Source organism: Flavobacterium sp. N2820, assembly GCF_025947285.1.
GTDB lineage: Bacteria > Bacteroidota > Bacteroidia > Flavobacteriales > Flavobacteriaceae > Flavobacterium.
Map to the genome: position 1 here is coordinate 1,961,872 of NZ_CP110008.1, position 26,119 is coordinate 1,987,990.

A 26,119-nucleotide genomic window follows, 5' to 3' on the forward strand; every position below is an offset into this window, starting at 1 on the left:
TAATTGATAATCAGAAATTTATTTAATACTAAATAACCCTTCTGGTTTGTTTTCTATTTCGTTAAAACGATTGGTGCATTTCATCAAAATTTCTTTTGCTTCATTTACATCACCCCAACCTTCAACATCTACTTTTTTGTTTTCTAAATCTTTGTACACTTGGAAAAAATGCTCAATTTCTTTAATTAAGTGTGGATTCACATCACTTAAATCGTTTAATTTATTCCAAATTGGATCAGAAACTGGCACACAAATTACTTTTTCATCTGGACCTTTATCATCTGCCATATGGAAAACACCAATTGGTTTTACTTCCATAACACAACCTGGGAAAGTCGGCTCGTTAATTAAAACCAAAACATCTAATGGGTCGCCATCAAGTGCTAAAGTTTCTGGAATAAATCCGTAATCTGCTGGATACATCATTGACGAAAATAACATTCTGTCAAAACGCATTCTTTTTAACTCAAAATCGTATTCGTATTTGTTTCTACTTCCTCTTGGAATCTCAATCAATACATCAAATGTAGTAACTTTATCTGCTGTCATTTTATCTTATGTTTTAAAACGGGTGCAAAGTTACCACTATAAAACATGAGAAACAAAAGAGTTTTGCAAAAAAAGTATAGATTTTACAAAGATTTAATATGTGATTTTTCGACCTCTTTTTTGCAAATAATAATGCCATAAAAAATAAGTCGCCACAGAACGATATGGCTTCCACTTTTGAGCATAAATTTCCATTTCTTCTTTGGTATGAATATCGAATAGTTCTTTCATGGTGTTGACAACTGCAATATCTCCCAGAGGAATTATATCTAATGAATTCAAGCAAAACATCAAATAAATGTCAATCGTCCAATTGCCAATACCTTTTATTTTTATAAGTTCTTCTCTAACTAATTCAGGATTTTTATGTGCTAAACTGTCAATGTTGATTTGCCCATTTAAAATAGCTTCTGAAAGCGCTTTAATGTATTTCGTTTTTTGACGACTAACCCCACATAATCGAAAATTTTCTTCAGAAAATGCATATACATTATCTATTGAAAAAACGGGAATTGCATTTTTTAATTTGTTAAAAGTAGCTTTTGCCGAATCTATTGAAACTTGTTGTTCTAAAATTAAAAGCACTAACGTTTCAAAGCCTTAAGGTCTTTTAGGTTGAACTGGAACTCCATACTGCTGACTTATTTGTGTAAAAATAGCCTCTTTTTCAAGCAAATATGTAATGGCCTCTTCCATTTTAAAAATAAAACCCGAATGAAGCTCTTACTGCAAATTTTCTTGCATTAGGCATTTCCAAATAGCTTCCTCTCCAAGCGCAATCGATTCGTAGCACTTTGAAAATATTTCCAACACCTGCGTGGTATTCCCAATAAACATCCTCTGGAGCAACATAATTTAATCCGGAAGCATTAAGCGTTTTGTTGTTTTCTGAAACCCTTCCATAAACACCTTTGATACCAATAATTTCACGCAAATTTAATTTTCTTACAAATGGAATTCTTGAAAATAATCTTCCGTTAAAATGGTGTTCAAAATGCAATGAAGCATATTCATCTGCTACAAAATCATAATAATCTAGTAAATTATAAGTATTTTCAATTACAAACCACGATTGATTTCCTGGAATTACTCCCATTAATCCTAAGGGTACTTCTCCAAATATTTTTCCTGTTTCGAAAGTGGTAAACAATCTACCAAATCCTCCAATTAATGCAGGTTGACGATAATAAAGTTGTAATTTTTGATAATTAAAATCACTATCCAAAACACCTTTAATTCCATTACTATAACTGACAAAAAAACGAGCGTAATTAAAATCCACATCTAAACGATCCACACCATAACCTACCGTTTTTCGTTTTGGTGTATATTCAGCAACTAAGTTTATTTCTGATTGTTTAACTTGACTTTTAATTTCGGTTTGTGTTAAATCGGTATAGTAGTCCAAACTAAATTCGCTTGATGCTGATTTTAAAGTTCTGTAAGTAAAATTAGTTTGAAAAGTAAAATTCTTTAAAGGCTCGATTTCAAACCCTAAAGTAGTAAGATTAACCGATGTTAATTGATTATTAACGCCACTTGCAAATAATGCTGATGAAGCAAAACTTCTGCCCAAAACATCGTTAGAAGTAGTTAAACTCACACCCATTTGTTCTACATCGCGACGATTTCCTATAGACAAAATAACCCTTTTATTTGGGTTCACCATCCATCTTCCAGAAATTCCGTATTTGAATTGATTATCATTAAAGCCGTAAGCGGTGTAACCTTGAATTCTCCAAGTATCATTAGAACCAAAATAGGTTCTTCCACCAAAACGAATACGCTGCCCTTCAACATCATTATAACCAAATGTTGAAAATATAGGCCCGAGATCCATTTTCCATTTTGGAATTTCAATATAACCACTTCCTAAAATTGAAGCCAGATTGTAGATTCGTTTAAAACGAGGCACTTCTTTTAAAGTGTCGAGCATTTTATAAATTCCTGCTTCATTTTTATTGAGCGCTTCAAATCGATTGGCTTCCCAATATTCATCGGGACGATTAAAAACTTCGTTATTATAAAAATTGACCTCTTGTTTATAAAACTTATCTTCTTTTTTTACATCAAATTTATGATTTTTAGCAAGAGTTGTTCTTTTACCATAGACACCTTTTGATTCTTCTTTTTTAGAAAAACTAAAATCAGACATCATATAATCGCGTTTTAATAGAAATACCGAATCATTTAGTACTTCATATTCTTGCTCAATATAAATTTCTTTGACCCAGTTAATATTTGCGCTTTTACTAGCCTCTAAATTAATTTTTTTAATTGCGAAAGTTGTATCATTTACCCAAAAATCACCTTTAAAAGTAAGTTCGTTTTTTCGTCGAGGATAATAAACAATATTGTAACACCATTTGTTATCAATAAACATACTATCATTTAAAACATAATTATAAACGTTAATACCCGTTCTTGATAGAGGGCTCACAAAATCTTTATCGAAGAATTTTAAATAATTGTCATAAATATCAAATTCGGCATATAAATCTTTAATAAATGTATTTACTCCGTCGCCTGAACCTAAGCCTGAATTTTTATTTGCCTTAGTAATTTCTTTTGTTTTTTTAGTTTCATTATCGCCATAAACATCGCTTAATGTTTCGTTGATAAAAATTGGTAAAAACGTTTTTCCTGAAATATGAGAAGTGTCAATTTGATCAAATACAAATTCCATTCCTTTAAAAACTTTACTATTCATGAAGGCCGAATCGATTGTATTTAAATCGAACTCAACTTTTTCATATTTTTCATATTCATATTGTTTGAACATTTTGAGGCCGTTTTTTCTACGACGTTCCCAAATTTTTCTAAGGATATCAAGTGCAGGATTGTTTTTTTTAGAAGTTTTACCGGTGTAAACAATAACTTCTTTAAGTTCTGTTCCAGAAATTAATTCTATTTTTAGATCTTTATTTAAACCTGGTTTTAATTTTATTTCTTTGGTTTGATACCCCACAAACGATACTAAAAGTGTAGTATAATTTTCTTTAGATTCAAAATAGAAATTTCCATTATCATCAGTTATAACTCCTTCTTTTGAATTTTTAAAAACCACATTAGCAAATGCAATTGGATCACCAAAATCATCAACAACCTTACCTCCTACTTTAGTTTGTCCTAAAATAGTTGCTGAAAAAAATAAAAAGAATACAATAATTTTTGTCTTCATAATAGAAAAAAAAACTTCATCAGGAAATTACTGATGAAGTTTCAAATATAATAAGTTATTTCTTATTTATATAAAACTTTTTTTACCGCTTTGATTACATCCTGTGCATTTGGCAACCATTCTTTTAATAAAGTTGGCGAATATGGCGCTGGAGTATCAGCAGTTGTAATTCTTTGTATAGGAGCATCTAAATAATCAAATGCTTTTTCTTGAACCATATATGTAATTTCAGAAGCAACTGAAGCAAAAGGCCAAGCTTCTTCTAACACTACTAATCTATTTGTTTTTTTAACAGAAGTTAAGATGGCATCGTAATCCATAGGACGAACCGTTCTTAAATCGATAATTTCACAAGAAATCCCTTCTTTAGCTAATTCATCCGCAGCTAAATGTGCTTCTTTAATAATTTTACCAAAAGAAACGATAGTAACATCTGTTCCTTCACGTTTTATATCTGCAACTCCTAATGGAATTGTATATTCACCTTCTGGAACTTCACCTTTATCGCCATACATTTGTTCAGACTCCATGAAAATAACTGGGTCATTGTCACGAATAGCTGCTTTTAACAATCCTTTTGCATCATAAACTGTTGAAGGAACTACTACTTTTAAACCAGGTGTATTTGCAAACCAATTTTCAAAAGCTTGTGAATGCGTAGCACCTAACTGACCTGCAGAAGCTGTTGGACCTCTAAACACCATAGGCATTGGAAATTGTCCAGCAGACATTTGACGCATTTTTGCTGCATTATTGATAATTTGATCAATTCCTACCAATGAGAAGTTGAATGTCATAAATTCTACAATTGGTCGATTTCCATTCATAGCTGAACCTACAGCAATTCCTGCAAATCCTAACTCAGCAATAGGGGTATCAATTACACGTTTTGGTCCAAACTCATCCAGCATTCCTTTTGAAGCCTTATAAGCTCCATTATATTCTGCTACTTCTTCACCCATTAAATATATTGATTCATCGCGACGCATTTCTTCGCTCATCGCTTCACAAATTGCTTCTCTAAATTGTATCGTTCTCATGCAATTAATTTATTTGTATTATGATTGGCAAAAATAGGAAAAATAAAATTATACTTTCGTGTAATCCAAAAAAAACCTATTTTATTCTACTAAAACCTTTTAGTAATACAAATGTTTAAAAAAAATACAATTTTAAATACCCAAATTACATTTTATACATAAAAATTGAGTTTTTTATATGAAATTCGTATTTATTATGCGTGCATAGTTTTTTATTCCATTTTATTTTGTATTTTCGTAGCTGTAAAATACAACATTAAATACTTACAAAATGAAAATATTAGTTTGCATCAGTCACGTACCTGATACTACTTCAAAGATTAATTTTACTAATGGTGACAGTGAGTTTGACACCAATGGAGTACAATTTGTAATTAATCCAAATGACGAATTTGGTTTAACAAGAGCTATATGGTTTAAAGAACAACAAGGCGCAAATGTTACTGTTGTAAATGTGGGAGGAGCAGACGCTGAAGCAACATTAAGAAAAGCATTAGCAATTGGAGCTGACGAAGCAATTCGCATAAACGCAAACCCAACAGACGGAATGTTTGTTGCTAAACAATTAGCTGAAGTAATCAAAAACGGAGGTTATGATTTAGTAATTGCTGGCAAAGAATCATTAGATTATAATGGCGGAATGGTTCCAGGAATGGTTGCTGGATTATTAGGTTACAATTTTGTAAACGCTTGTGTTGGAATTGATGTAAACGGAAACGAAGCTAAAGTAACAAGAGAAATTGATGGTGGTAAAGAAACTGTTGCTGCAAGTTTGCCTTTAATTATTGGCGGACAAAAAGGTTTAGTTGAAGAAAAAGATTTACGTATTCCAAACATGAGAGGCATCATGATGGCAAGAACTAAAGCGTTAACTTTAGTTGAACCAACAGGGGATGTATCAGCTACAAAAGCAATTAAATTTGAAAAACCAGCTGCAAAATCAGCGGTTAAATTAGTAAGTGCAGATAATTTAGACGAATTAATTAGTTTGTTACACAACGAAGCTAAAGTTATTTAATTAAGAATTAATAATTACGAATTAAGAAATCTTTAAATCATTAAATTTTTCAATCTTTAAATTAAAAATCATGTCAATATTAATATATGCTGAATCAGCAGAAGGAAAAATTAAAAAAGTAGCATTCGAATTAGCTTCTTACGCAAAAAAAGTAGCTTCTTCAATGGGAACAAGCGTTACTGCTGTAACAATAAACAATGCAGATAATAATGCATTAGCAGCTTACGGAGTAGACAAAGTTTTAAACGTTTCAAACGAAAAGTTAAATAACTTTAGTGCAAAGGCTTATGCAGATGTTATTGTACAAGCAGCTAAAAAAGAAGGAGCTCAACTTATATTAGTTTCTTCATCAACAGATAGTCTATATTTAGCTCCGCTAGTAGCTGTAGCTCTAGAAGCTGGTTATGCTTCAAACGTAGTTGCTTTACCTGAAAGCACATCTCCTTTCCAAGTTAAAAGAACTGCTTTTTCAAACAAAGCATTCAATATTACCGAAATTTCAACTCCAGTAAAAGTGTTAGGAATTGCTAAAAATTCTTTTGGATTGGTAGAAAGCGCAACTTCATTAACTGAAGAAAATTTCGCACCCTCTTTAAACGATGCTGATTTTGGAATAAAAGTAGAAAACGTAGAAAAAGTTTCTGGAAAAGTAACTATAGCTGATGCTGAAATCGTAGTTTCTGCTGGTCGTGGAATGAAAGGGCCGGAAAATTGGGGAATGATTGAGGAATTAGCCTCTGTTTTAGGTGCTGCAACAGCATGTTCTAAACCCGTTTCTGATATTGGATGGAGACCACACAGCGAACACGTGGGACAAACTGGAAAACCAGTAGCTTCTAACTTGTATATTGCAGTTGGTATTTCTGGAGCAATTCAACATATTGCAGGTATTAACTCCTCAAAAGTAAAAGTAGTTATCAACACAGATCCAGAAGCACCGTTCTTTAAAGTTGCTGATTATGGAGTTGTTGGTGATGCATTCACAGTAGTACCTCAATTAATTGAAAAATTAAAAGCTTTTAAAGCAAGCAACTCTTAATAAAAAAGTTGTTCAAAAATATATTAAATTAAAATTAGAGTTATCTTTGTTTAGATAGCTCTTTTTTTTATTTTTGGAGCCTATAGCTAAGCTATTTTTTCTGTAAGCCTTTTGTAACTTTTTTTATAAACTTTGTAGTATTGAAAAAAGTAATAATTTCAAACGAATTGATAATTAATAATTTAAAATGAGTCTCGTAAAACTAAACATAAAGGGAATTTCATACAGCCAAACGCAAAATGGAGCATATGCCTTGATTTTAAATGAAGTGGATGGCGACAGAAAACTCCCAATTGTTATAGGCGCCTTTGAAGCACAATCTATAGCGATTGCACTAGAGAAGGAAATTAAACCTCCTCGCCCACTCACACATGATTTATTCAAAAACTTTGCTGACCGTTTTGATATTGTTGTCAAACAAGTTATTATCCATAAATTAGTAGATGGTGTTTTTTATTCAAGCATTATTTGCGAAAGAGACAAAATAGAAGAAATAATCGATGCCCGCACATCAGATGCTATTGCGTTAGCATTACGTTTTAGTGCTCCAATTTTTACTTATAAAAACATTTTAGACAAAGCAGGAATTTATCTTAGCATTAACCCCAATGATAATGAAAAGATAAATGAAGAAAACGATGATGTTCTTTCAACACCAGAAAATTTTGGAGAGGAAGATGATGTCGTTGTACCTGCTGATAATTATACTGGCTTTACTTTAAAGGAATTATACAGTAAATTAGAGGAAGCAGTACAAAATGAAGACTACGAAAAAGCAGCAAAAATTAGAGATGAAATCTCAAAAAAAGAATCTTAACAAAATCAAAATAACTAATGTATAAAAATATCATCTATATAATCGCACTACTTTTTAGTATTTCGGTTGGAGCTCAAGAAATTGAAAAAAAATGGCAACTTTCAAGCTCGCAAAAAGACTATTTAGAATTAAAAGGGGGTGCTTACGAATTAAACATTTCAACAGATAGTTTAAATCAAAAAGGAGATTATTTAGTACAAGATAATTTTATTTTTCTCTTTGAAAACGGTTCCGATTCTCCAACAAAACGATTTGTAATTGAAACTAAAACCGATTCAACACTAACATTAAAGAATAAAGGAAAAGCCTATTCTTTTTTTGCCTCAAACAAAGCTACTAAAGCCGTCGTTGTTAATGGTGAAATTAAACCAAACGAAGGTTTTTCAATAAATAGTATGCTAAGAGGAATTCTTGGAATGGTTGCGTTATTAGCAATTGCTTATTTATTTAGCTCCAATAAAAAAGGAATCAATTGGAAAACTGTTTTTATTGGATTGGCAATTCAATTAATACTTGCAATAGGTGTACTAAAAGTAGAATTTATAAAAACCGGATTTGAATTTGTAGGCGGATTATTTGTAAAAGTATTAGATTTCACAAGAGCAGGTAGTGAATTTTTATTAGGCGGAATGATGAATGTAGATAATTTTGGATTCATATTTTTATTCCAAGTTTTACCAACAATTATTTTCTTTTCCGCGCTAACTTCGCTATTGTTTTATCTAGGAATTATACAAATTGTTGTAAAAGGAATGGCTACTGTTTTAACTAAATTAATGAATATTTCTGGAGCAGAAGGTTTATCTACTGCAGGAAATATTTTCTTAGGACAAACAGAAGCTCCTTTGATGATTAAGGCTTATTTAGACAAAATGAATCGTAGCGAAATTTTCTTAGTAATGGTAGGCGGAATGGCAACTGTTGCTGGAGGCGTTTTAGCAGCTTACATTAGCTTTTTAGGAGGGGATGACCAAGCTTTACGTTTAGAATTTGCAAAACACTTATTAGCAGCATCAGTAATGGCAGCACCAGGAGCCATAATAATTTCAAAAATACTTTGCCCACAAACTGAAACAATTAATGCTGAAATAGAAGTTACAAAAGAAAAAATTGGCTCAAATATATTAGACGCAATTGCAACTGGAACTACTGAAGGATTAAAATTAGCAGCAAATGTAGCGGCTATGCTTTTGGTTTTCATCGCCTTTATTGCCATGATTAATTTTACATTTGGAAAAATTGGCCTTTGGACTGGACTTAATGATGTTATTGCTACATACACCCCTTATAAAACATTTTCATTAGAAACTATTTTAGGAATTATTTTCTCCCCTTTAATGTGGGTAATTGGAATTGCAAAAGAAGACATGATGCTTATGGGGCAATTATTAGGAATTAAATTAGCTGCATCTGAATTTGTTGGTTATATCCAATTAGCAGAATTGAAAAATGTTGCTAATGAAGTACATTTTTCCTTTAACAAATCGGTAATTATGGCGACCTATATGTTATGTGGTTTTGCCAACTTTGCTTCTATTGGAATTCAAATTGGAGGTATTGGTTCGCTAGCACCAAATCAAAGAAAAACATTGTCTGAACTTGGTTTAAAAGCAGTTTTAGGAGGAAGTTTAGCATCACTTTTATCAGCCACTATTGCAGGGATGATTATTGGATAATCTAACTTTTGTTGTTTCGAACTTTTTTTGTAATATATAGATGCTAAAAATAAATTCAGCACGAAAAGAAAACTAAACTTTTAAACCATAACCTTAAACCTTTTAAACTTAAAAATGAAACAATACCACGATTTAGTAAAACACGTAATAGCAAACGGCAACCAAAAAGGCGACCGTACTGGAACTGGAACTATAAGTGTTTTTGGCTACCAAATGCGTTTTGATTTGAAAGAAGGTTTTCCAATGGTAACCACAAAAAAATTACACTTAAAATCGATTGTTTACGAATTATTGTGGTTTTTAAAAGGTGATACCAATATTAAATACTTACAAGAAAACGGCGTTAAAATTTGGGACGAATGGGCTGATGAAAATGGCGATTTGGGTCCAGTTTACGGACACCAATGGCGCAATTGGAACAGCGAAGAAATTGACCAAATTACCGAATTAATCGAAACCCTAAAAACCAACCCAAACAGCAGAAGAATGTTGGTTTCGGCTTGGAATCCTAGTGTTTTACCTGACACTTCTGTTTCGTTTGCAGAAAATGTAGCAAATGGAAAAGCAGCTTTACCGCCATGTCACGCATTTTTTCAGTTTTATGTTGCGGATGGAAAATTAAGTTGTCAATTGTATCAACGAAGCGCTGATATTTTTTTAGGTGTTCCATTTAATATTGCCTCTTATGCTTTATTTACAATGATGATTGCACAAGTGTGTGAATTAGAAGTTGGCGAATTTATCCACACATTTGGCGATGCACATATTTATAATAATCACATTGAACAATTAGAATTACAATTATCTCGTGATTGTCGTCCACTACCAAAAATGAAACTAAACCCAGAAATTAAAAATATTTTCGATTTCACATTTGAGGATTTTACATTAGAAGGGTATGATCCGCATCCACACATCAAAGGAATTGTTGCGGTTTAAATTTTAATTATGAAGAAAATAATTTACCTTTTTTTAATAATCCCATTTTGGGCTACATCCCAAACCGATGAGAAAAAAGAATACGAAACTGTTAAAGTAGCAGATGAAAATAAGAATGATAATGATCCCAAAGAAGGTGTTTTATTTTGGAATGTTTTAGATAGTCCACCTCTATTTCCAGGTTGTGAAATAGTTGAAGAGGGGAAAATGTTCGACTGTTATCATATCAAAATGATGGAACACATAAAAAGAAACTTAAGATACCCTGAAGAAGCAATAAACAAAAATATTCAAGGAAGAGTAATTGTTTCTTATATAATAGATGTTGATGGAAAAATAGTAAATGTTAGTGCTAAAGGGGCTGATTTAAATTTACAAAATGAAGCAATTAGAATTATAAGTATTTTGCCAAAAATGAAACCTGGAATTCAAAATGGCATTCCAGTTAGAGTCAAGCATGTTACCCCAATAACTTTTAGACTTCATTAAAACATAATAAATTACTTAAAATTATTTAAAGAATGAAGCACATTATATCTTTTCTGCTGATTATATTAAGTTTAAATTCTAGAGCCTATTCTCAAGAATACAATGAACTTTTTTCTGACATGGATAGTGTTGCCAAAACTGAGATTAGCAATCACGTGTACAGAATAATTAAAATGTTAAATTATGAATACAATCAAATTAACGACTCCTTATTAGTTGAAGAAAGAGTTGTATTAACTACTTTAAAAATTGATAGTGAAAATAAACTAAGTATTTTTAAAATAAACGACATAAATACAGACATTTCAGAATCTTTAAATCAGTGGTTTAAAAAAGCGCCTCCATTACCTTTAGAAGATTTAAAAAAAGGAGCTGAAATCATTTTCATTACCACAAAATTTGATTTAAAAAAAAGAGACTATGAAGGATTAAAATTTGATGAAATTATTGCATTTCAAAAAGATGAAAATAATAACAAAAAAATAAATGAATTAGACATTTATCCTTCATATGGTAAAAAACCTCAAAAATTTACAACCAAAGAGAAATCCTATGAAAACATGGATAAAACCATCAGAGGTTTTATAATAAAAAATTTCAAATACCCTGATTATGCTTTAGATAGAAATATTCAAGGAAAAACAGAAACTAATTTCATCATTAACACCAATGGAGAAATACGAACTATAGTTAGTTACCTTTCGCATCCTGTACTTCAAAACGAGGCGGTTTCAATTATTGAAAATTTTCCTAAATTTAATCCTGGCATTAAAGACGGAAAACCCGTTGCAACAAATTACCAAGTTCCAATAACCTTTAGACTACGTTAACAATGAAAAAAAAATGCTTCTCACTTATAGTATTCATACTAACAAATACTGTTTGGGCACAAGACACTACTGTAGTTTCAAATGACACAAAGGATGAAACAGTTTCTATTGCAATTGTAGAAGATATTCCAGTATTCCCAGGATGTGAAGAAATTGAAAAAAAAGAAAGTATAAATTGTTTTCAAAATAAACTATCAGAACATATTGCTAAAAACTTTAAGTATCCTCCAAAAGCTACTTTACAAAAAATCGAAGGAAAGGTCATAGTACAATTCACAATAAATTATGAAGGAAAAGTAACAAATATTAAAACTCGGATTGGAGATCCTATCTTGCAAACCGAAGCTTTAAGAATAATAAAACTTTTACCACTGATGAAACCTGCATTATATAAAGGAAAACCTATAGGAGTAAATTATGTTGTACCTATCAATTTCAAACTAAAATAACATGCTCACCATAATCGCAGCCGCTTCAGAAAACAACGCTTTAGGAAAAGACAACCAATTGGTTTGGCATTTACCAGATGATTTTAAACGATTTAAAAGTTTGACTTCTGGCCATTTTATTGTGATGGGAAGAAAAACTTTTGAAAGTTTTCCAAAACCATTACCAAATCGCACACACATTATCATCACTCGTCAAAAAGACTATAATGCTCCCGAGGGCTGCTTAGTTGCTACAAGTCTCTCAAAAGCCATTGCTTTATGTCCAAAAGACGAAGAAGTTTTTATTATAGGTGGTGGTGAAATCTACAAACAATCTATCGATTTAGCTGATAAAATAGATTTAACAAGAGTGCACACAAAAGTTGAAGCAGATACTTTTTTCCCAGAAATTGATTTAGAAAAATGGCAACTTGTTTTTGAAGAGTTTCATACAAAAGACGAAAAACATAATTATGACTATACTTTTTTAACTTATGTTAAAAGGTAATTTTTTTAAGTTCTTGATTATTAATTGTACTTTTGTTATCCAAAATTAAGATAATGTCCAAAAATATAAAACCATACAAAGATTCAGACTTAGGCAAAAAAGAACAAGTTGCCCAAATGTTTGATAACATTTCGAGTAATTATGACGGTCTTAATAAAGTAATCTCTTTTGGTACCGATGCAAAATGGAAAAAGAAAATCTTAAAAATGGTTTCGGAAAAACAACCTAAATCCATTTTAGATATCGCAACGGGCACAGGTGATTTAGCTATTTTATTTGCAACTACTTCTGCAACAGAAATTATTGGTCTAGATATTTCACAAGGCATGTTAGATATCGGAAAGAAAAAAATTGAAGATCAAAAATTAGCCTCAAAAATTCAAATGGTTTTAGGCGACGGTGAAAACATTCCATATCCTGATAATTATTTTGATGTAATTACAGTTGCTTATGGCGTTCGTAATTTTGAAAATCTTGAAAAAGGCCTGTTCGAAATATTAAGAACACTTAAACCAGACGGACAATTTATTATTTTAGAAACTTCTGTTCCAACAAAATTTCCTTTTAAGCAAGGTTATGCTTTTCATTCAAAAGTAATTCTTCCTTTAATAGGAAAACTGTTTTCAAAAGATCAATCCGCATATAAATATTTATCTGATTCAGCAAATGAATTTCCTTTTGGAGAAGCATTGAACAATATTTTGAGAAAAATTGGGTTTATAGAAGTAAATCATTTGCCACAAACTTTTGGAGTGGCAACTATTTATCACGCATCTAAAAAATAATATGAAAAAATTATTTGCTCTCTTACTTTTTACCCAAATCGTATTTGCTCAAGGTGGCATGTTTGGCAAAGACCCAATTATCAATCAAGAAAATTGGAATAAACAGCGCGTTCATTGGGGATATTTTCTTGGATTTAATAATTTAGATTTTAAATTTGATTACCTATCTGTAACCGATGATATACAAGTGGGAACCACAACAGGATTTAATGTGGGATTAATTGGTAATTTGAGACTTACTGAATATTTTGATTTACGATTTGAGCCAGGATTATATATTACACAACGAAATTTAACCTATCCAAACATTCTAGATTCGGGTGATCGCTTAAGAGAAGTTAAATCAACCTACATTTTTTTCCCATTGTTATTAAAATATTCTGCTTTACGAACTGGAAATGTTAGACCTTTTTTAGTAGGTGGTCTTTCTACAGCATTAAATTTAGGCAGTAATTCTGAAGCGCCAGATGACAATTACAACGACCGTTTTAGAACTACCAAATGGACAAATTTTTATGAAGTAGGCTTTGGAATCGACATTTATACCGAATATTTTATATTTTCTCCCTCTATCCGTGGGGTTTTTGGTATAGATGATGAATTAATTCGCGATAACACTCCTGGAAGTCCATGGACCGGTGACATACAAGCCATGAAAACCAGAGGATTCTTCATTAATTTTGCGTTTCATTAAAATCACCGCTTAAACTCGCTCAAAATTATTGCTGTTGCTGTAGCTACATTTAAACTTTCGGTGGCTTGCAAATCGCCAAATCTTGGTATGGCAATGCGTTTTGAAACTAAATTCTCAATAGGTTTCGAAATTCCATTAGCTTCGTTGCCCATGACAATAATTCCTTCTGTAGGTAGTTTTTCTTTGTAAATACTTGCTCCATCCATAAAAGTGCCAAAAATAGGCAACTTCGCATCGGTTAAAAATTGCTCTAAATTTCCATACACTACATTTACCCTACTTATTGAACCCATAGTCGCTTGTACAACTTTTGGATTATATACATCAACCGATTCTTCAGAACAAAATAAAGTTTTAACTCCAAACCAATCACACAAACGGATAATTGTTCCTAAATTTCCTGGATCACGCACATCGTCTAATGCAATAATTAATCCTTTTTGTTCATATGAAATAGCTTTTGGAATTCTAAAAACTGCTAAACAAGAATTGGGTGTGGTTAAAACACTTATTTTTCTCAATTCGGATTCCGTAATGGTATGAACTTTGCTTGTATCAATTGCCATGAAATCAGATTTTGTGGTAAATAATTCATGCAATTCAAAATTAGAATCGAGCAATTCTTGAACACCTTTTACACCTTCAACAAAAAAAAGTTGCTCTTGTTTTCTATATTTTTTTTGCTGTAAACTCGTTATTAGTTTAATTTGGTTTTTACTAACCATAAAAATTGTATTTTTGACTAACTTTTTAAAAAGGACTTTGAGAAATATTTTACCAAAAATAACATTATTATTTGTAATCGGAACAATAATTTATTCGTGTTCGTTAGTTAAACGCGTACCTGAAAACAAACAGCTACTCGTTAAAAATGAAATTTATGCTAACGAAAAACTTATAAAAGAAGAACGAATCAACAATATATTGACGCAACAGCCAAACAATACTTTTTTCAAATATCCTTTGCGATTGAGTTTGTACAACATGGCTAAGAAAAATCCGGATTCCTCTTATAACGCTTGGTTGGACAAAAAACCAAATCGTAGACAAAATTTAAAAAAACTGCTTTCAGACAAGCAAATTGGACGTTTAGGAAAATCGTTTGTAGTTGCTGGCTTTAGTAATTTTCTAAAAAAAACAGGGGAACCTCCTGTAATCATTGACAAAAAGAAAGCCGAGAAATCCAAAGAACGTTTATATGGTTATTATTATGACAACGGTTATTTAAAAAATACGGTTTCGTTTAAAATTGATTCTGTTGGAAACAAAAGAGGGAAAGTTACTTACACTGTAACAACAGGAAATCCATATAAAATCGACTCTTTATCTCGAGAAATTGAAACCCCTGAAATTGACAGCTTGTATCAAACTGAAGAGAAAAAATCGTTTATAAAACCTGGCGACCAATATTTATACTCTAATTTTGATAACGAAAGAAAACGTATTACAAAACATTTTAGAAACAGTGGTGTATATCATTTTCAAGAAAATCATGTAAAATACGAAGCCATTCAAAACGATTCGGTACAAAAATTAGCAATTATTCTCAAAATAGAAGACCGAAGTGTAAAAATGGGAGACACTTTGGTTAAAAAACCTTTTACGATTTATAAAATTAGTCAAGTCAATATTTTTACCAACAATACTTCTAGAAAAGAAAACAATCAAGTTAAAGATAGTGTGATTTTCAAAAACTATAATTTTTTTAGTACAGGAAAATTACAATACAAACCGAAAGCAATATTAAATTCAGTTTTTATTGAAAAAGGAGCTTTATTTAGTGATACTGATAGAGCACTAACTTCAAAATCACTAAACAATTTAAATGTTTTTAATTACCCTAACATAGAATACATTGAAGACCCTAATGATTCTACTAAAACTTCATTAATTACTAATATTTATTTAGTTAATAAGAAAAAATTTGCTTGGAGACCATCAATAGACCTCACCACATCCGATATTCAGCAATTTGGAATAAGCGGACGTATGTCTTTTACATGGCGAAATGTATTTAGAAGAGCCGAAAATTTAGAAATTTCTACCCGAGGAAATATTGGTTCATCTAAAGATTTTGCCAATCCAAATAATGTTTTCTTTAATATTTTCGAATATGGAGTTGATGCCAAATTGAACATTCCAAGAATTTTCTTTCCTTTAAATACTAAGAAAATCATCAAGAAAGAAATGTTTCCTTCCACCCAAATCAGCGCGGGTTTAACCAATCAAAAAAATATCGGATTAGACAAGCAAAGTCTTTCTGGTGGGATCAATTATAACTGGTCTACCACCAATGGTAGAAACAACTTTAAGTTTGATTTATTAAACATCAACTATGTTAGAAATCTAAATGCTGCAAACTATTTCAATGTATATAAAACTTCATATAACCGATTAAATGAATTAGCAGCAATTTACAATCTTAATGCAAGTAATATTGACCCAGATACTAATGATTTATTGATCCAAACAGGAACATTAGGTTTTATGTTAGATGTTCTAAGTGGAGCAACTTCATTAACCGCAAACGATCAAGATTATAAAACCATTTTGAGTATTTCTGAAAGATATATTCGTTTAGTAGAAGACAACCTAATTGTTTCATCCAGTTTTGCATTCAATAGAAGTACAAAAAGTAATATTAACGATAAAAGTTACTACAATTTTAAAGCAAGAATTGAATCAGCCGGAAACTTTTTATCACTTTTAGGCAACGGATTAAATTTAACCAAAGAAGAAAGTGCTGCAGGAAACACAAAACTTTTTGGTATTGAATATGCACAATACATTAAAACAGAAGTAGATTTTGTAAAACAATGGGATTTTGGGAAAAAGAACTCATTAGCCATGCGCACCTTTGCCGGAATTGCAATTCCATACGGAAATGCTAAGTCAATTCCGTTTTCAAGAAGTTATTTTGCGGGTGGTTCAAACGACAACAGAGGTTGGCAAGCATACAGCTTAGGTCCAGGCCGAAGTGGCGGTGTGAATGATTTTAATGAAGCCAACCTAAAATTATCCTTCAGTACAGAATATCGTTTTAGAGTAGGTGGAAATTTTCATAGTGCCGTGTTTGTTGATGTGGGTAACATTTGGAATTTTCTAGATAATGTGGAAGATGAACGTTATACTTTCACTGGAATCAAATCATTACAAGATTTAGCAGTGGGTTCAGGAATTGGTTTACGCTATGATTTTGACTTTTTCGTTTTCAGAATCGATTTAGGTTACAAAACGTATGATCCGGCTAGAGAAACAAGTGAAAGATGGTTTAGAGGAATCAACTTTGGAAAAACTGTGCTAAATTTTGGTATTAATTATCCATTCTAATTTTATAAATTCTTATTTTTGCTTTCTTATTATAAAAACATACAACTATGAGTCACAATATTAAACCTGGTGTTGCAACTGGAGATCAAGTACAAGAAATTTTCAACTATGCAAAACAAAAAGGCTTTGCTTTACCAGCTGTAAACGTTGTAGGATCTAGCACTATAAATGGTGTTTTAGAAACAGCTGCAAAATTAAATGCTCCAGTTATCATTCAATTTTCTAATGGCGGTGCGCAATTTAATGCTGGGAAAGGACTTTCAAACGAAAATCAAAAATCAGCTATTTTAGGAGCAGTAGCTGGTGCAAAACACATACACACTTTAGCAGAAGCATATGGAGCAACTGTTATTTTACATACAGACCATTGTGCAAAAAATCTATTGCCATGGATTGATGGTTTACTAGATGCCTCTGAAAAACATTTTGCTGAAACTGGTAAATCACTTTTCAGCTCACATATGATTGATTTGTCAGAAGAACCAATTGAAGAAAACCTTGAAATTTCTAAAAAATATTTAGAAAGAATGAGTAAAATGGGTATGACACTAGAAATCGAATTAGGAATCACAGGTGGTGAAGAAGATGGTGTAGACAATTCTGATGTTGACAGTTCAAAATTATATACGCAACCAGAAGAAGTAGCATATGCTTATGAAGAATTAATGAAAGTTAGCCCAAGATTTACAATCGCAGCATCTTTCGGAAATGTACATGGCGTTTACAAACCTGGAAATGTGAAATTAACCCCAAAAATCCTTAAAAATTCGCAAGAATACGTTCAAAATAAATTCAACACAGGAAATAATCCAGTTGATTTTGTTTTCCACGGAGGTTCGGGCTCAACTTTAGAAGAAATTAGAGAAGCTATCGGTTATGGTGTCATTAAAATGAATATCGATACCGATTTACAATTTGCTTTCACAGAAGGAATTCGTGATTATATGGTAAACAAAGTTGATTACTTAAGAACACAAATTGGAAGTCCTGATGGAGCAGATAGCCCAAATAAAAAACACTACGATCCAAGAAAATGGGTTCGCGAAGGAGAAGTTACGTTCAACACAAGACTAGAACAAGCTTTTGCCGATTTAAATAATGTAAACACACTTTAATTATGAGTTATGAATTATGAATTAAAAGTATCATGCTTTTAATTCATAACTTATAACTTTTAACTCATAACTGTAAAATTATGGCTTGGTTTAAAAGAAAAGAAAAAGGAATTACCACCGCAACTGAGGATAAAAAAGATGTTCCAAAAGGTTTATGGTATAAATCACCAACGGGAAAGATCATTGACCAAGATGAATTGGCACGAAACCTATGGGTAAGCCCAGAAGACGATTATCATGTACGAATTGGTAGTAAAGAATATTTCGAAATTTTATTCGACAATAACGAATTCACTGAACTTGATGCAAAATTAACATCAAAAGATCCATTAAAATTTGAAGACACTAAAAAATATAGTGATCGTTTAAAAGATGTAATGGACAAAACCAAATTAAAAGACGCTATTAGAACTGGTGTTGGAAAATCAAAAGGAAAAGACTTAGTCGTTTCTTGTATGGATTTTGCTTTTATTGGTGGTTCAATGGGAGCCGTTGTTGGAGAAAAAATTTCAAGAGCAATTGACTATTCTATCAAACACAGAATACCGTTTGTATTGATTTCAAAATCTGGTGGAGCTCGTATGATGGAAGCTGCTTATTCATTAATGCAATTGGCAAAAACCTCAGCAAAATTAGCACAATTAGCCGAAGAACAAATTCCATACATTTCATTATGTACTGACCCTACAACAGGAGGAACTACTGCTTCATATGCAATGTTGGGAGATATCAATATCGGTGAACCAGGCGCTTTAATTGGCTTCGCAGGTCCTCGTATTGTAAGAGACACAACAGGTAAAGATTTACCTGAAGGCTTTCAAACTTCAGAATTTTTATTAGAACATGGATTTTTAGATTTCATCGCTCCAAGAAAAGAGTTGAAAGATAAAATTAACTTGTTTTTAGATTTGATTCAAAATCAACCCGTAAGATAAAAACAAAAATCCCGATAGAAATTATCGGGATTTTTTATGTTTAAAACTTTGCTCTCAATGCTAAAATAAAATTCTTTCCTGGCGCTACAATTCCTGAACTATATGGTCGATAACGTTGATCGGTTATGTTTTCTAAACCAGCCGTAAGCGTGAAATTTTCATTTAACTTATACATGGATTTTAAATTCAATGTATACCAACTTGGCGAATAAGGATTTCCATTACTATCAATAGCATAAATTTCGGTTTTACCTTTTTCTTCTTCAGCTAAATCTTCATAAACAACTTCATCACTAAATTGAAGATTTACTTCCAAATCTAACTTCGAATTAGCATAACCCACTCTAGAAACACCAAAAAATGGTGCTGCATGACGTGAAGGACTTTTATCGCCATTATCCAATTCCTCTTCACCCTTTTGGAAATTCAAATCGGTTGAAAATCGAAATCCAGAAGGCATTTTTACCTCAACTCCAGCTTGAATTCCATACACATTTGCGCTTGCCGCATTTTGAATAGCTTGCACTTGACTCAACTCGCCATCATATACAATTTCTGAAGCGCCATTTAGTGTAAAATCTCTACGCACCAAAGCATTATCCAATAGTGTATAATAGGTAGAAACATCAACTTTTACATTTTTTCCAAACAATTTAGCCACATTCAAATCTACATTATAAGCATATTCTGCCTCTAAATTAGGATTTGGAATTACCACAGAACCTGGTTCAGAATCAAACACTTTTCCAACATCATCAACATTTGGTGAACGGAAAGCTGTTGCAACATTAGAACTTATCACCCATTTTTCTGTTGGACGAAAAACAATTCCCGCACTTCCAGTTAATGAACCATCATTTAAGTTAGCTCCCGTAAAAGGAAATGGATAAAAAGTAGTATCAAAATCGGCTTTTAAAATAAACTGATTGTATCGCAAACCTGCTTGAAGCAACGTTTTTTCAGAAATTTTATATTGGTCATTCAAATAAAAGCCAATCGATTGCCAAGTTGCTTGTGGATATCTTGCTGGCCCAACTACGCTTGTTTCTGCTACAATATTTTCATTAATTCCAGTTGAATTGACATCGTTTAAAACGTATTCAAATCCGTAGAAAATTTTATTTTTTGCGTTTGTTGCTTTCGTAAAGTCGGCATTCAACGAATAAGCATTTACTTTTTCGGTTCTAATTTCTCTATTTGGATTATTAATGTTTCTACTCACACGACTTTCTTCAAAAAACTGATGCGCTAAACGCAAAGACATTTCATCAAATAACTTAGATTTTGATTGATGTGTGATATTCAAATTATTCATAATCCATTTTTGCGGACCATAATAAAATTCGCCATAGCGAGGTAAACCTGCATTAGTATAACGAATATGTCTATCATAGCGGGAATAACTCGAGGTTTCTGAAAAATGAAATCCATAGTGAAAATCCCATTTTTCATTGAGTTGATAACGCACTTTTTGCATCAAATTAATTTGCGAGTAAGCCGTTGGTTTTTGCACTAATGGATTATCATTAGTAACTACCACGTCTACTCCATTTTGTTGTTGAACGTAAAATGGTCTTAAATATTCTTTTGGACCGTGCGAACCCATCCGTAAATCACCAAAATCATTTGAACTGATGCTTGTAACTGAAGCCCATTTTTTCCAGCCTACATTTACATCAAAATGACCTGTTTTTTCATTATTAGCAGAAGAATATCGCGTTACAGCACTTCCAGAAACTACTGTTTTTTCATCTAAAGAAAAATGAGGTGTTAAAGTTTGAAAGCTCATTACACCACCAATTGCATCACTACCATACATAACCGAACTTGGTCCAAATAAAACCTCAACTTTTTCAGTTGCAAATGCATCTAATGAAATTACATTTTGGATATTTCCACCTCTAAAAATGGCCGTATTCATTCTAATTCCGTCTATGGCATATAATAATCTATTGGTTGCAAAACCACGAATCATTGGGCTTCCGCCGCCTTGCTGACTTTTTTGCATAAACACTTTTCCTGAAATTGTTAACAAATCGGCAGCAGTTTGTGGATTTTGTAAGGCAATTTCTTTTTTTGAAATAGGTGTAATTTTTGCTGGAATATCAACCGAATGCTGTTTAAATCGATTAGCAGAAACAACAATTTCATCCATTTTTAATAAAGAAGGAGACAAACTCAATTGAAATGAAGCAAGTTCAAGCTGATTATAGCTCATAACTACCGTTTCATACCCTAAAGATTGAATAATGATTGTGTTTTTTCCAACAAAATCAGAAATATCAGCTTGTCCTTTCGTATTGGTAATGGAATAAATTTTACCATTTTCAGAAGTTAAAGTAACGGCTTCTAATGGCTCATTCGATTCTTTATCTTTAACTATGATGTTTTGTGAAAAAGTAAAGCTTGATAATCCTAAAAAAAAAAGTAGTAGTATCTTATTGAACATTATATATTGTGGTTTTTATCTGAAAATACAAATTTACAAAATGATTTTCAGTAATAGCCACAAATTACATGCCACTTCTGATGGCTTCAACTGGATCTAACTTGGATGCTGAAATAGCTGGAATAATTCCAGAAATCAAACCTATTAAAGCGGCCAATCCAGAACCTAACAACATATTTGCTGCGCTCAAAACAAATTCAAAATCTAATGCCGAAGAAAGAATTAAAGCAATAATCCAGACTAAAAACATACCTACAATACCTCCAATAAGAGACAAAATAACAGCTTCAAACAAGAATTGAAACAATATGAATTTATTTTTAGCACCAAGTGCTTTTTGAATTCCAATTAAATTGGTTCGCTCTTTTACCGACACAAACATAATATTTGCAATACCAAATCCGCCCACCAAAAGTGAAAACGCACTAATAATCCAACCAATCATGTTCATTTGTCCTACGATGTTATCAATAAAATCCGTAAAACCCGATAAAACATTCATAAAAAAATTATCAATATCCCCTGTTTTAACCCCTCTAAATGTTCTCAATTTTTGAGCCAATTCAGCTTTAAACTCCTCTACATCAATACCTTTTTCAGGTTTTATTAAAATTGCTGGAGTTAAGGTTTTATTGTTATCACCATACATTCTTCTTAAAAAATTCACAGGAAAAAAAACCGCCACATCACCACTATCACCAAACATGCCTTGTCCCTGTTTTTTTAAAACACCAATAACGGTGAATCTTTGTCCGTACAAACGCACTTTTTTTCCAATAGGGTCACTATCTTCAAACAAACCAGTTGCTACTTCGCTTCCAATTACAATTACAGGACTCCCAGAATTTGACTCTGCTGCATTAAACAGCCTTCCTTTGTCAATTTTTAAAGGTTCTATATCAAAAAAATCTTCAGTAGAAGGTTTAACACGAATAGAATTTACAGTTTTTGATTCGTATTTAATATTCTCGTTTCGGGTAAATAAATTAAAAGAAATCTTATCGATTCCGTTTACACTTCGTTTAATATATTCAAATTCTTCATATGAAACATCAGGAAATTGCTCTCGCTTCCAACGAGGAACTTCAGAAGGTCCAAACGAAAAACGCATTAAATACACTGTATTCATGTCCATATCACTCAAATCTTCCTTGATTTTTTTATCCATTGAGTCTACTGCCGCCAAAACCGCAATAATTGAAAAGATACCAATGGTAACACCTAACAACGATAAAAGTGTACGCAATTTATTGTTGCGTAACGCATTTATTGCAAAGCTAAAACTTTCTGAAAGTAATCGTAAATATAAAAGCATAATACTAATCTATACTAGATAAGTAGAGCAATGACTAAAAATGTTACAAATTGAAGGAATATAATTTGCAATAAACATTCATTACTTAGCCTTTTCCATAAAATCCTCTGCTTTTTCTACCATTTCCTTATTCCCGCAAAAAAACGGAACCCTCTGATGTAATTCGGTAGGTTGAATTTCCATAATTCTTCCAAAACCGTCCGAAGCTTTACCTCCTGCTTGTTCAGCAATAAAAGCCATTGGATTACATTCATACAACAAACGCAATTTTCCATTTGGCGTTTTTGAAGTGGTTGGATATAAATAAATTCCGCCTTTAATCATATTTCTATGAAAATCGGAAACTAAACTTCCTATATAGCGTGAAGTATAAGGTCTGTCGCCTTCTTCTAACTGACAATATTTGATGTAATCTTTTACACCTTGTGGAAAATGAACGTAATTTCCTTCGTTAATTGAATAAATATTTCCTTTTTCAGGAAATTTCATATTAGGATGTGATAAATAAAAAGTTCCAATTGCAGGATTTAAAGTAAATCCGTTAACACCATGACCTGTTGTGTATACCAACATGGTTGACGTACCATAGATAACATAACCTGCTGCCACTTGATTGATTCCAGGCTGCAAAAAATCTTCTATTGTTACAGGAGTTCCTACTGGCGTAATTCTTCTAAAAACCGAAAAAATAGTTCCAACTGAAACATTCACATCGATGTTTGAAGAACCATCTAAAGGATCCATTAAAACAACATATTTGTTATTATGTGAATTATCTGAACCAGCTACTGTAATAAAATCATCATTTTCTTCAGAACCAATTCCACATACAATTTCACGATTAATTAACGTCTGAATAAAAACTTCATTTGCATAAACATCTAATTTTTGTTGGTCTTCGCCTTGAATATTTTGCTCTCCAGCAGCACCAACTATATCCACTAAACCAGCTTTATTCACTTTATAATTAACTACTTTAGCAGCCAATCGAATTGAATTAATAATTCTAGATAATTCTCCTGTTGAATACTGAAACGAATTTTGATGTTCAATGATAAATTCGCCTAAAGTTGTGTTTCTTTCTTCCATTACGAAATCGTTGTAGTTGTGTTAAAGGCACAAATATCGTGAATTTTGTTAAAAGAGTGCATTAATTTGAAAAGATGTTTAAGTTAATTTTACTTTTGTAAAAAATTAAAAAAATGATTATCCGAAAAGCTACAAAAAAAGATATGCAATCTGTATTAGAATTGATACAAGAATTAGCTATTTTTGAAAAAGAACCTGATGCTGTTTTAGTAACTGTTGACGATTTAGTTCGTGATGGTTTTTCAGAAAACCCGCTTTTTCAATGTTTTGTTGCCGAAGAAGAAAACAACATTACAGGAATGGCTTTGTTTTATTATCGCTATTCGACATGGAAAGGCAAAACGATTCATTTAGAAGATTTAATTGTAAAAGAAAGCAAACGTGGAACTGGAGCTGGCTTTGCACTTTACAAAGAAATCATCAAACAAGGAAAAGCTGAAAATGTTCGCAGAATTGAATGGAATGTTTTAGACTGGAATACAGCAGCCATAGATTTCTATAAGAAATCAGGTGCAAAAATTTTAGAAGATTGGCGAGTAGTTCATATGGATGAACCTGGAATTGTAAATTTTTTAAGTCTTACTAATTAATACAAAAATCTTAATACTTTTAAGAATGAAAATATTCAAATTTGGAGGTGCATCGGTTAAAGATGCCGAAGGCGTAAAAAATGTATTACATGTTTTAAAAACAGTAGGACACGAGGATGTTTTATTGGTAATTTCTGCAATGGGAAAAACCACGAATGCTTTAGAGGTAGTGATCAAGAATTACTTCGATAAATCGAAGGAATTACATGCATCGCTTCAAGAAGTTCGCAAATACCACAACCAAATTTTATTAGACTTATTTGAAGACGAAGATCACGAAGTGTTTTTTGATGTAAATGCACATTTTGACGATCTAGAATATTTTATTCGTAGTAATAAATCTCCAAATTATAGTTTTGTTTACGATCAAGTAGTGAGTATAGGTGAATTAGTTTCCACTACAATTGTAAGTCATTATTTCAATTATAGCGGATTAAAAAATAATTGGATTGATGTGCGCCCATTAATTAAGACCGACAATAATTACCGCGATGCTCAAGTAGATTGGGAAACCACTCAAAAATTGATTTCAAAAGGTGTTAAAAAGAAAACGTTAAATATCACACAAGGATTTTTAGGTTCAGATGAAAACAACTTTACAACCACTTTAGGTAGAGAAGGATCTGATTATACAGCAGCGATTTTTGCATATTGTTTAAGTGCAGAAAGCGTTACCATTTGGAAAGACGTTCCTGGTGTTTTAAATGCAGATCCAAGATATTTTGAAAATGCTGTTTTATTAAATCAAATTTCATACAGAGAAGCTATTGAATTGGCTTTTTACGGCGCTTCCGTAATTCATCCAAAAACGTTACAACCTTTACAAAAAAAGGAAATTCCGTTGTTTGTGAAATCATTTATCAATCCAACATTACCGGGAACTAGCGTTTCAAAAGGTGCCGATTTAGAACCACACACACCTTGTTTTATTGTAAAGAAAAATCAATTATTGTTATCGTTATCGTCTATTGATTTTGATTTCATCATGGAAAATCATATCAGTGAAATCTTTGCTTTGTTTGCGAAATTTAAAGTAAAAGTGAATTTAATCCAAAACACGGCAATTAGTTTTTCAGTTTGTATTGAAGACAAATACAACAACTTTGAAGAGTTACGAAAAGTATTAGCTAAAAAATTCAAAGTTTCTTATAACGAAAATGTGTCGTTGTACACCATTAGACATTTTGACGAAAATGCTTCAAAAGTGGTAGAAACGAACAAAACGATATTGTTACGCCAAATTTCTAGAGAAACAATGCAGGTGATTACTAAGGAGTAGTTTTATGTATCAATTAATAAAATA

General features: G+C 31.9%; 24 protein-coding genes. 16 read left to right on the plus strand and 8 right to left on the minus strand.

Translation table 11 applies throughout. The features are described 5' to 3' along the window. Positions 1-18 precede the first annotated feature (18 nt). From OLM52_RS09470 to OLM52_RS09485, 4 genes are all read right to left on the minus strand, one after another. A complete protein-coding gene (locus OLM52_RS09470) occupies positions 19-549 on the minus strand; it encodes an inorganic diphosphatase (RefSeq protein ID WP_264548273.1) in 531 nt (176 codons plus the stop codon). Between the two features lie 93 nt (positions 550-642). Next, the gene (locus OLM52_RS09475; protein ID WP_264548274.1) at positions 643-1,134 is read right to left on the minus strand and encodes a DNA-3-methyladenine glycosylase family protein; all 492 of its coding nucleotides are present in this window, start codon (positions 1,132-1,134) and stop codon (positions 643-645) included. A 112-nt stretch (positions 1,135-1,246) separates the two neighbouring features. Next, positions 1,247-3,730: a DUF5686 and carboxypeptidase-like regulatory domain-containing protein gene (locus OLM52_RS09480; protein ID WP_264548275.1), complete on the minus strand. Its 2,484-nt coding sequence runs from the start codon at positions 3,728-3,730 to the stop codon at positions 1,247-1,249. 62 nt (positions 3,731-3,792) lie between these two features. Then, entirely contained in the window at positions 3,793-4,770 is a 978-nt protein-coding gene (locus OLM52_RS09485; protein WP_264548276.1) for a pyruvate dehydrogenase complex E1 component subunit beta, read from the minus strand. Positions 4,771-5,041: 271 nt separating this feature from the next. Here OLM52_RS09485 and OLM52_RS09490 point away from each other — a divergent pair, with 271 nt between their 5' ends. The 11 genes from OLM52_RS09490 (at position 5,042) to OLM52_RS09540 (ending at position 13,993) form a co-directional block, all read left to right on the plus strand. Further along, the gene (locus OLM52_RS09490) at positions 5,042-5,788 is read left to right on the plus strand and encodes an electron transfer flavoprotein subunit beta/FixA family protein (RefSeq protein ID WP_264548277.1); all 747 of its coding nucleotides are present in this window, start codon (positions 5,042-5,044) and stop codon (positions 5,786-5,788) included. A 70-nt stretch (positions 5,789-5,858) separates the two neighbouring features. Continuing rightward, positions 5,859-6,827, plus strand: a complete 969-nt coding sequence (locus tag OLM52_RS09495; RefSeq protein ID WP_264548278.1) for an electron transfer flavoprotein subunit alpha/FixB family protein — start codon at positions 5,859-5,861, stop codon at positions 6,825-6,827. A gap of 187 nt (positions 6,828-7,014) precedes the next feature. Beyond that, positions 7,015-7,644 (plus strand): bifunctional nuclease family protein, encoded by a 630-nt coding sequence (locus OLM52_RS09500; protein WP_264548279.1) that lies wholly within the window; start codon positions 7,015-7,017, stop codon positions 7,642-7,644. Between the two features lie 17 nt (positions 7,645-7,661). Further along, positions 7,662-9,320, plus strand: a complete 1,659-nt coding sequence (locus OLM52_RS09505) for a NupC/NupG family nucleoside CNT transporter (RefSeq protein ID WP_264548280.1) — start codon at positions 7,662-7,664, stop codon at positions 9,318-9,320. 114 nt (positions 9,321-9,434) lie between these two features. Then, positions 9,435-10,259, plus strand: a complete 825-nt coding sequence (locus OLM52_RS09510; RefSeq protein WP_264548281.1) for a thymidylate synthase — start codon at positions 9,435-9,437, stop codon at positions 10,257-10,259. Between the two features lie 9 nt (positions 10,260-10,268). Further along, on the plus strand, positions 10,269-10,748 hold the full coding sequence (locus OLM52_RS09515) for an energy transducer TonB (RefSeq protein WP_264548282.1): 480 nt from the start codon (positions 10,269-10,271) through the stop codon (positions 10,746-10,748). 32 nt (positions 10,749-10,780) lie between these two features. Beyond that, positions 10,781-11,578 (plus strand): energy transducer TonB, encoded by a 798-nt coding sequence (locus OLM52_RS09520; protein WP_264548283.1) that lies wholly within the window; start codon positions 10,781-10,783, stop codon positions 11,576-11,578. 2 nt (positions 11,579-11,580) lie between these two features. Then, positions 11,581-12,027: an energy transducer TonB gene (locus OLM52_RS09525; RefSeq protein WP_264548284.1), complete on the plus strand. Its 447-nt coding sequence runs from the start codon at positions 11,581-11,583 to the stop codon at positions 12,025-12,027. A gap of 1 nt (position 12,028) precedes the next feature. After that, entirely contained in the window at positions 12,029-12,514 is a 486-nt protein-coding gene (locus OLM52_RS09530) for a dihydrofolate reductase (RefSeq protein ID WP_264548285.1), read from the plus strand. 53 nt (positions 12,515-12,567) lie between these two features. Beyond that, entirely contained in the window at positions 12,568-13,299 is a 732-nt protein-coding gene (ubiE, locus tag OLM52_RS09535; RefSeq protein ID WP_264548286.1) for a bifunctional demethylmenaquinone methyltransferase/2-methoxy-6-polyprenyl-1,4-benzoquinol methylase UbiE, read from the plus strand. Between the two features lies 1 nt (position 13,300). Then, positions 13,301-13,993 (plus strand): porin family protein, encoded by a 693-nt coding sequence (locus OLM52_RS09540; protein ID WP_264548287.1) that lies wholly within the window; start codon positions 13,301-13,303, stop codon positions 13,991-13,993. A gap of 2 nt (positions 13,994-13,995) precedes the next feature. Here the strand turns inward: OLM52_RS09540 and OLM52_RS09545 are convergent, their stop codons facing one another. Continuing rightward, entirely contained in the window at positions 13,996-14,718 is a 723-nt protein-coding gene (locus OLM52_RS09545; protein WP_264548288.1) for a TrmH family RNA methyltransferase, read from the minus strand. Positions 14,719-14,755: 37 nt separating this feature from the next. On the opposite strand from OLM52_RS09545, the gene OLM52_RS09550 reads away from it, so the two are divergent. The 3 genes from OLM52_RS09550 to accD all read left to right on the plus strand — a co-directional run bounded on the left by OLM52_RS09550 (position 14,756) and on the right by accD (position 19,373). Next, positions 14,756-17,323 (plus strand): BamA/TamA family outer membrane protein, encoded by a 2,568-nt coding sequence (locus OLM52_RS09550; protein ID WP_264548289.1) that lies wholly within the window; start codon positions 14,756-14,758, stop codon positions 17,321-17,323. 47 nt (positions 17,324-17,370) lie between these two features. Then, positions 17,371-18,438 carry a class II fructose-bisphosphate aldolase gene (fbaA, locus tag OLM52_RS09555; protein ID WP_264548290.1) on the plus strand — a complete coding sequence of 356 codons (1,068 nt, stop codon included), beginning with the start codon at positions 17,371-17,373 and terminating at the stop codon, positions 18,436-18,438. A gap of 80 nt (positions 18,439-18,518) precedes the next feature. After that, positions 18,519-19,373 carry an acetyl-CoA carboxylase, carboxyltransferase subunit beta gene (accD, locus tag OLM52_RS09560; protein WP_264548291.1) on the plus strand — a complete coding sequence of 285 codons (855 nt, stop codon included), beginning with the start codon at positions 18,519-18,521 and terminating at the stop codon, positions 19,371-19,373. 40 nt (positions 19,374-19,413) lie between these two features. Here the strand turns inward: accD and OLM52_RS09565 are convergent, their stop codons facing one another. From OLM52_RS09565 to fbp, 3 genes are all read right to left on the minus strand, one after another. Further along, positions 19,414-21,822, minus strand: coding sequence for a TonB-dependent receptor domain-containing protein (locus OLM52_RS09565; RefSeq protein WP_264548292.1), 2,409 nt, complete (start codon positions 21,820-21,822; stop codon positions 19,414-19,416). Positions 21,823-21,886: 64 nt separating this feature from the next. Further along, complete coding sequence (locus OLM52_RS09570; RefSeq protein ID WP_264548293.1) at positions 21,887-23,137, minus strand: ABC transporter permease; 1,251 nt, start codon at positions 23,135-23,137, stop codon at positions 21,887-21,889. An 81-nt stretch (positions 23,138-23,218) separates the two neighbouring features. Continuing rightward, complete coding sequence (gene fbp, locus OLM52_RS09575) at positions 23,219-24,226, minus strand: class 1 fructose-bisphosphatase (RefSeq protein ID WP_264548294.1); 1,008 nt, start codon at positions 24,224-24,226, stop codon at positions 23,219-23,221. Positions 24,227-24,339: 113 nt separating this feature from the next. Between fbp and OLM52_RS09580 the strand changes: the two genes are divergently transcribed. Both OLM52_RS09580 and OLM52_RS09585 read left to right on the plus strand, forming a co-directional pair. Further along, positions 24,340-24,816 (plus strand): GNAT family N-acetyltransferase, encoded by a 477-nt coding sequence (locus OLM52_RS09580; RefSeq protein ID WP_264548295.1) that lies wholly within the window; start codon positions 24,340-24,342, stop codon positions 24,814-24,816. Positions 24,817-24,841: 25 nt separating this feature from the next. Next, entirely contained in the window at positions 24,842-26,095 is a 1,254-nt protein-coding gene (locus OLM52_RS09585) for an aspartate kinase (protein WP_264548296.1), read from the plus strand. Positions 26,096-26,119 lie beyond the last annotated feature (24 nt).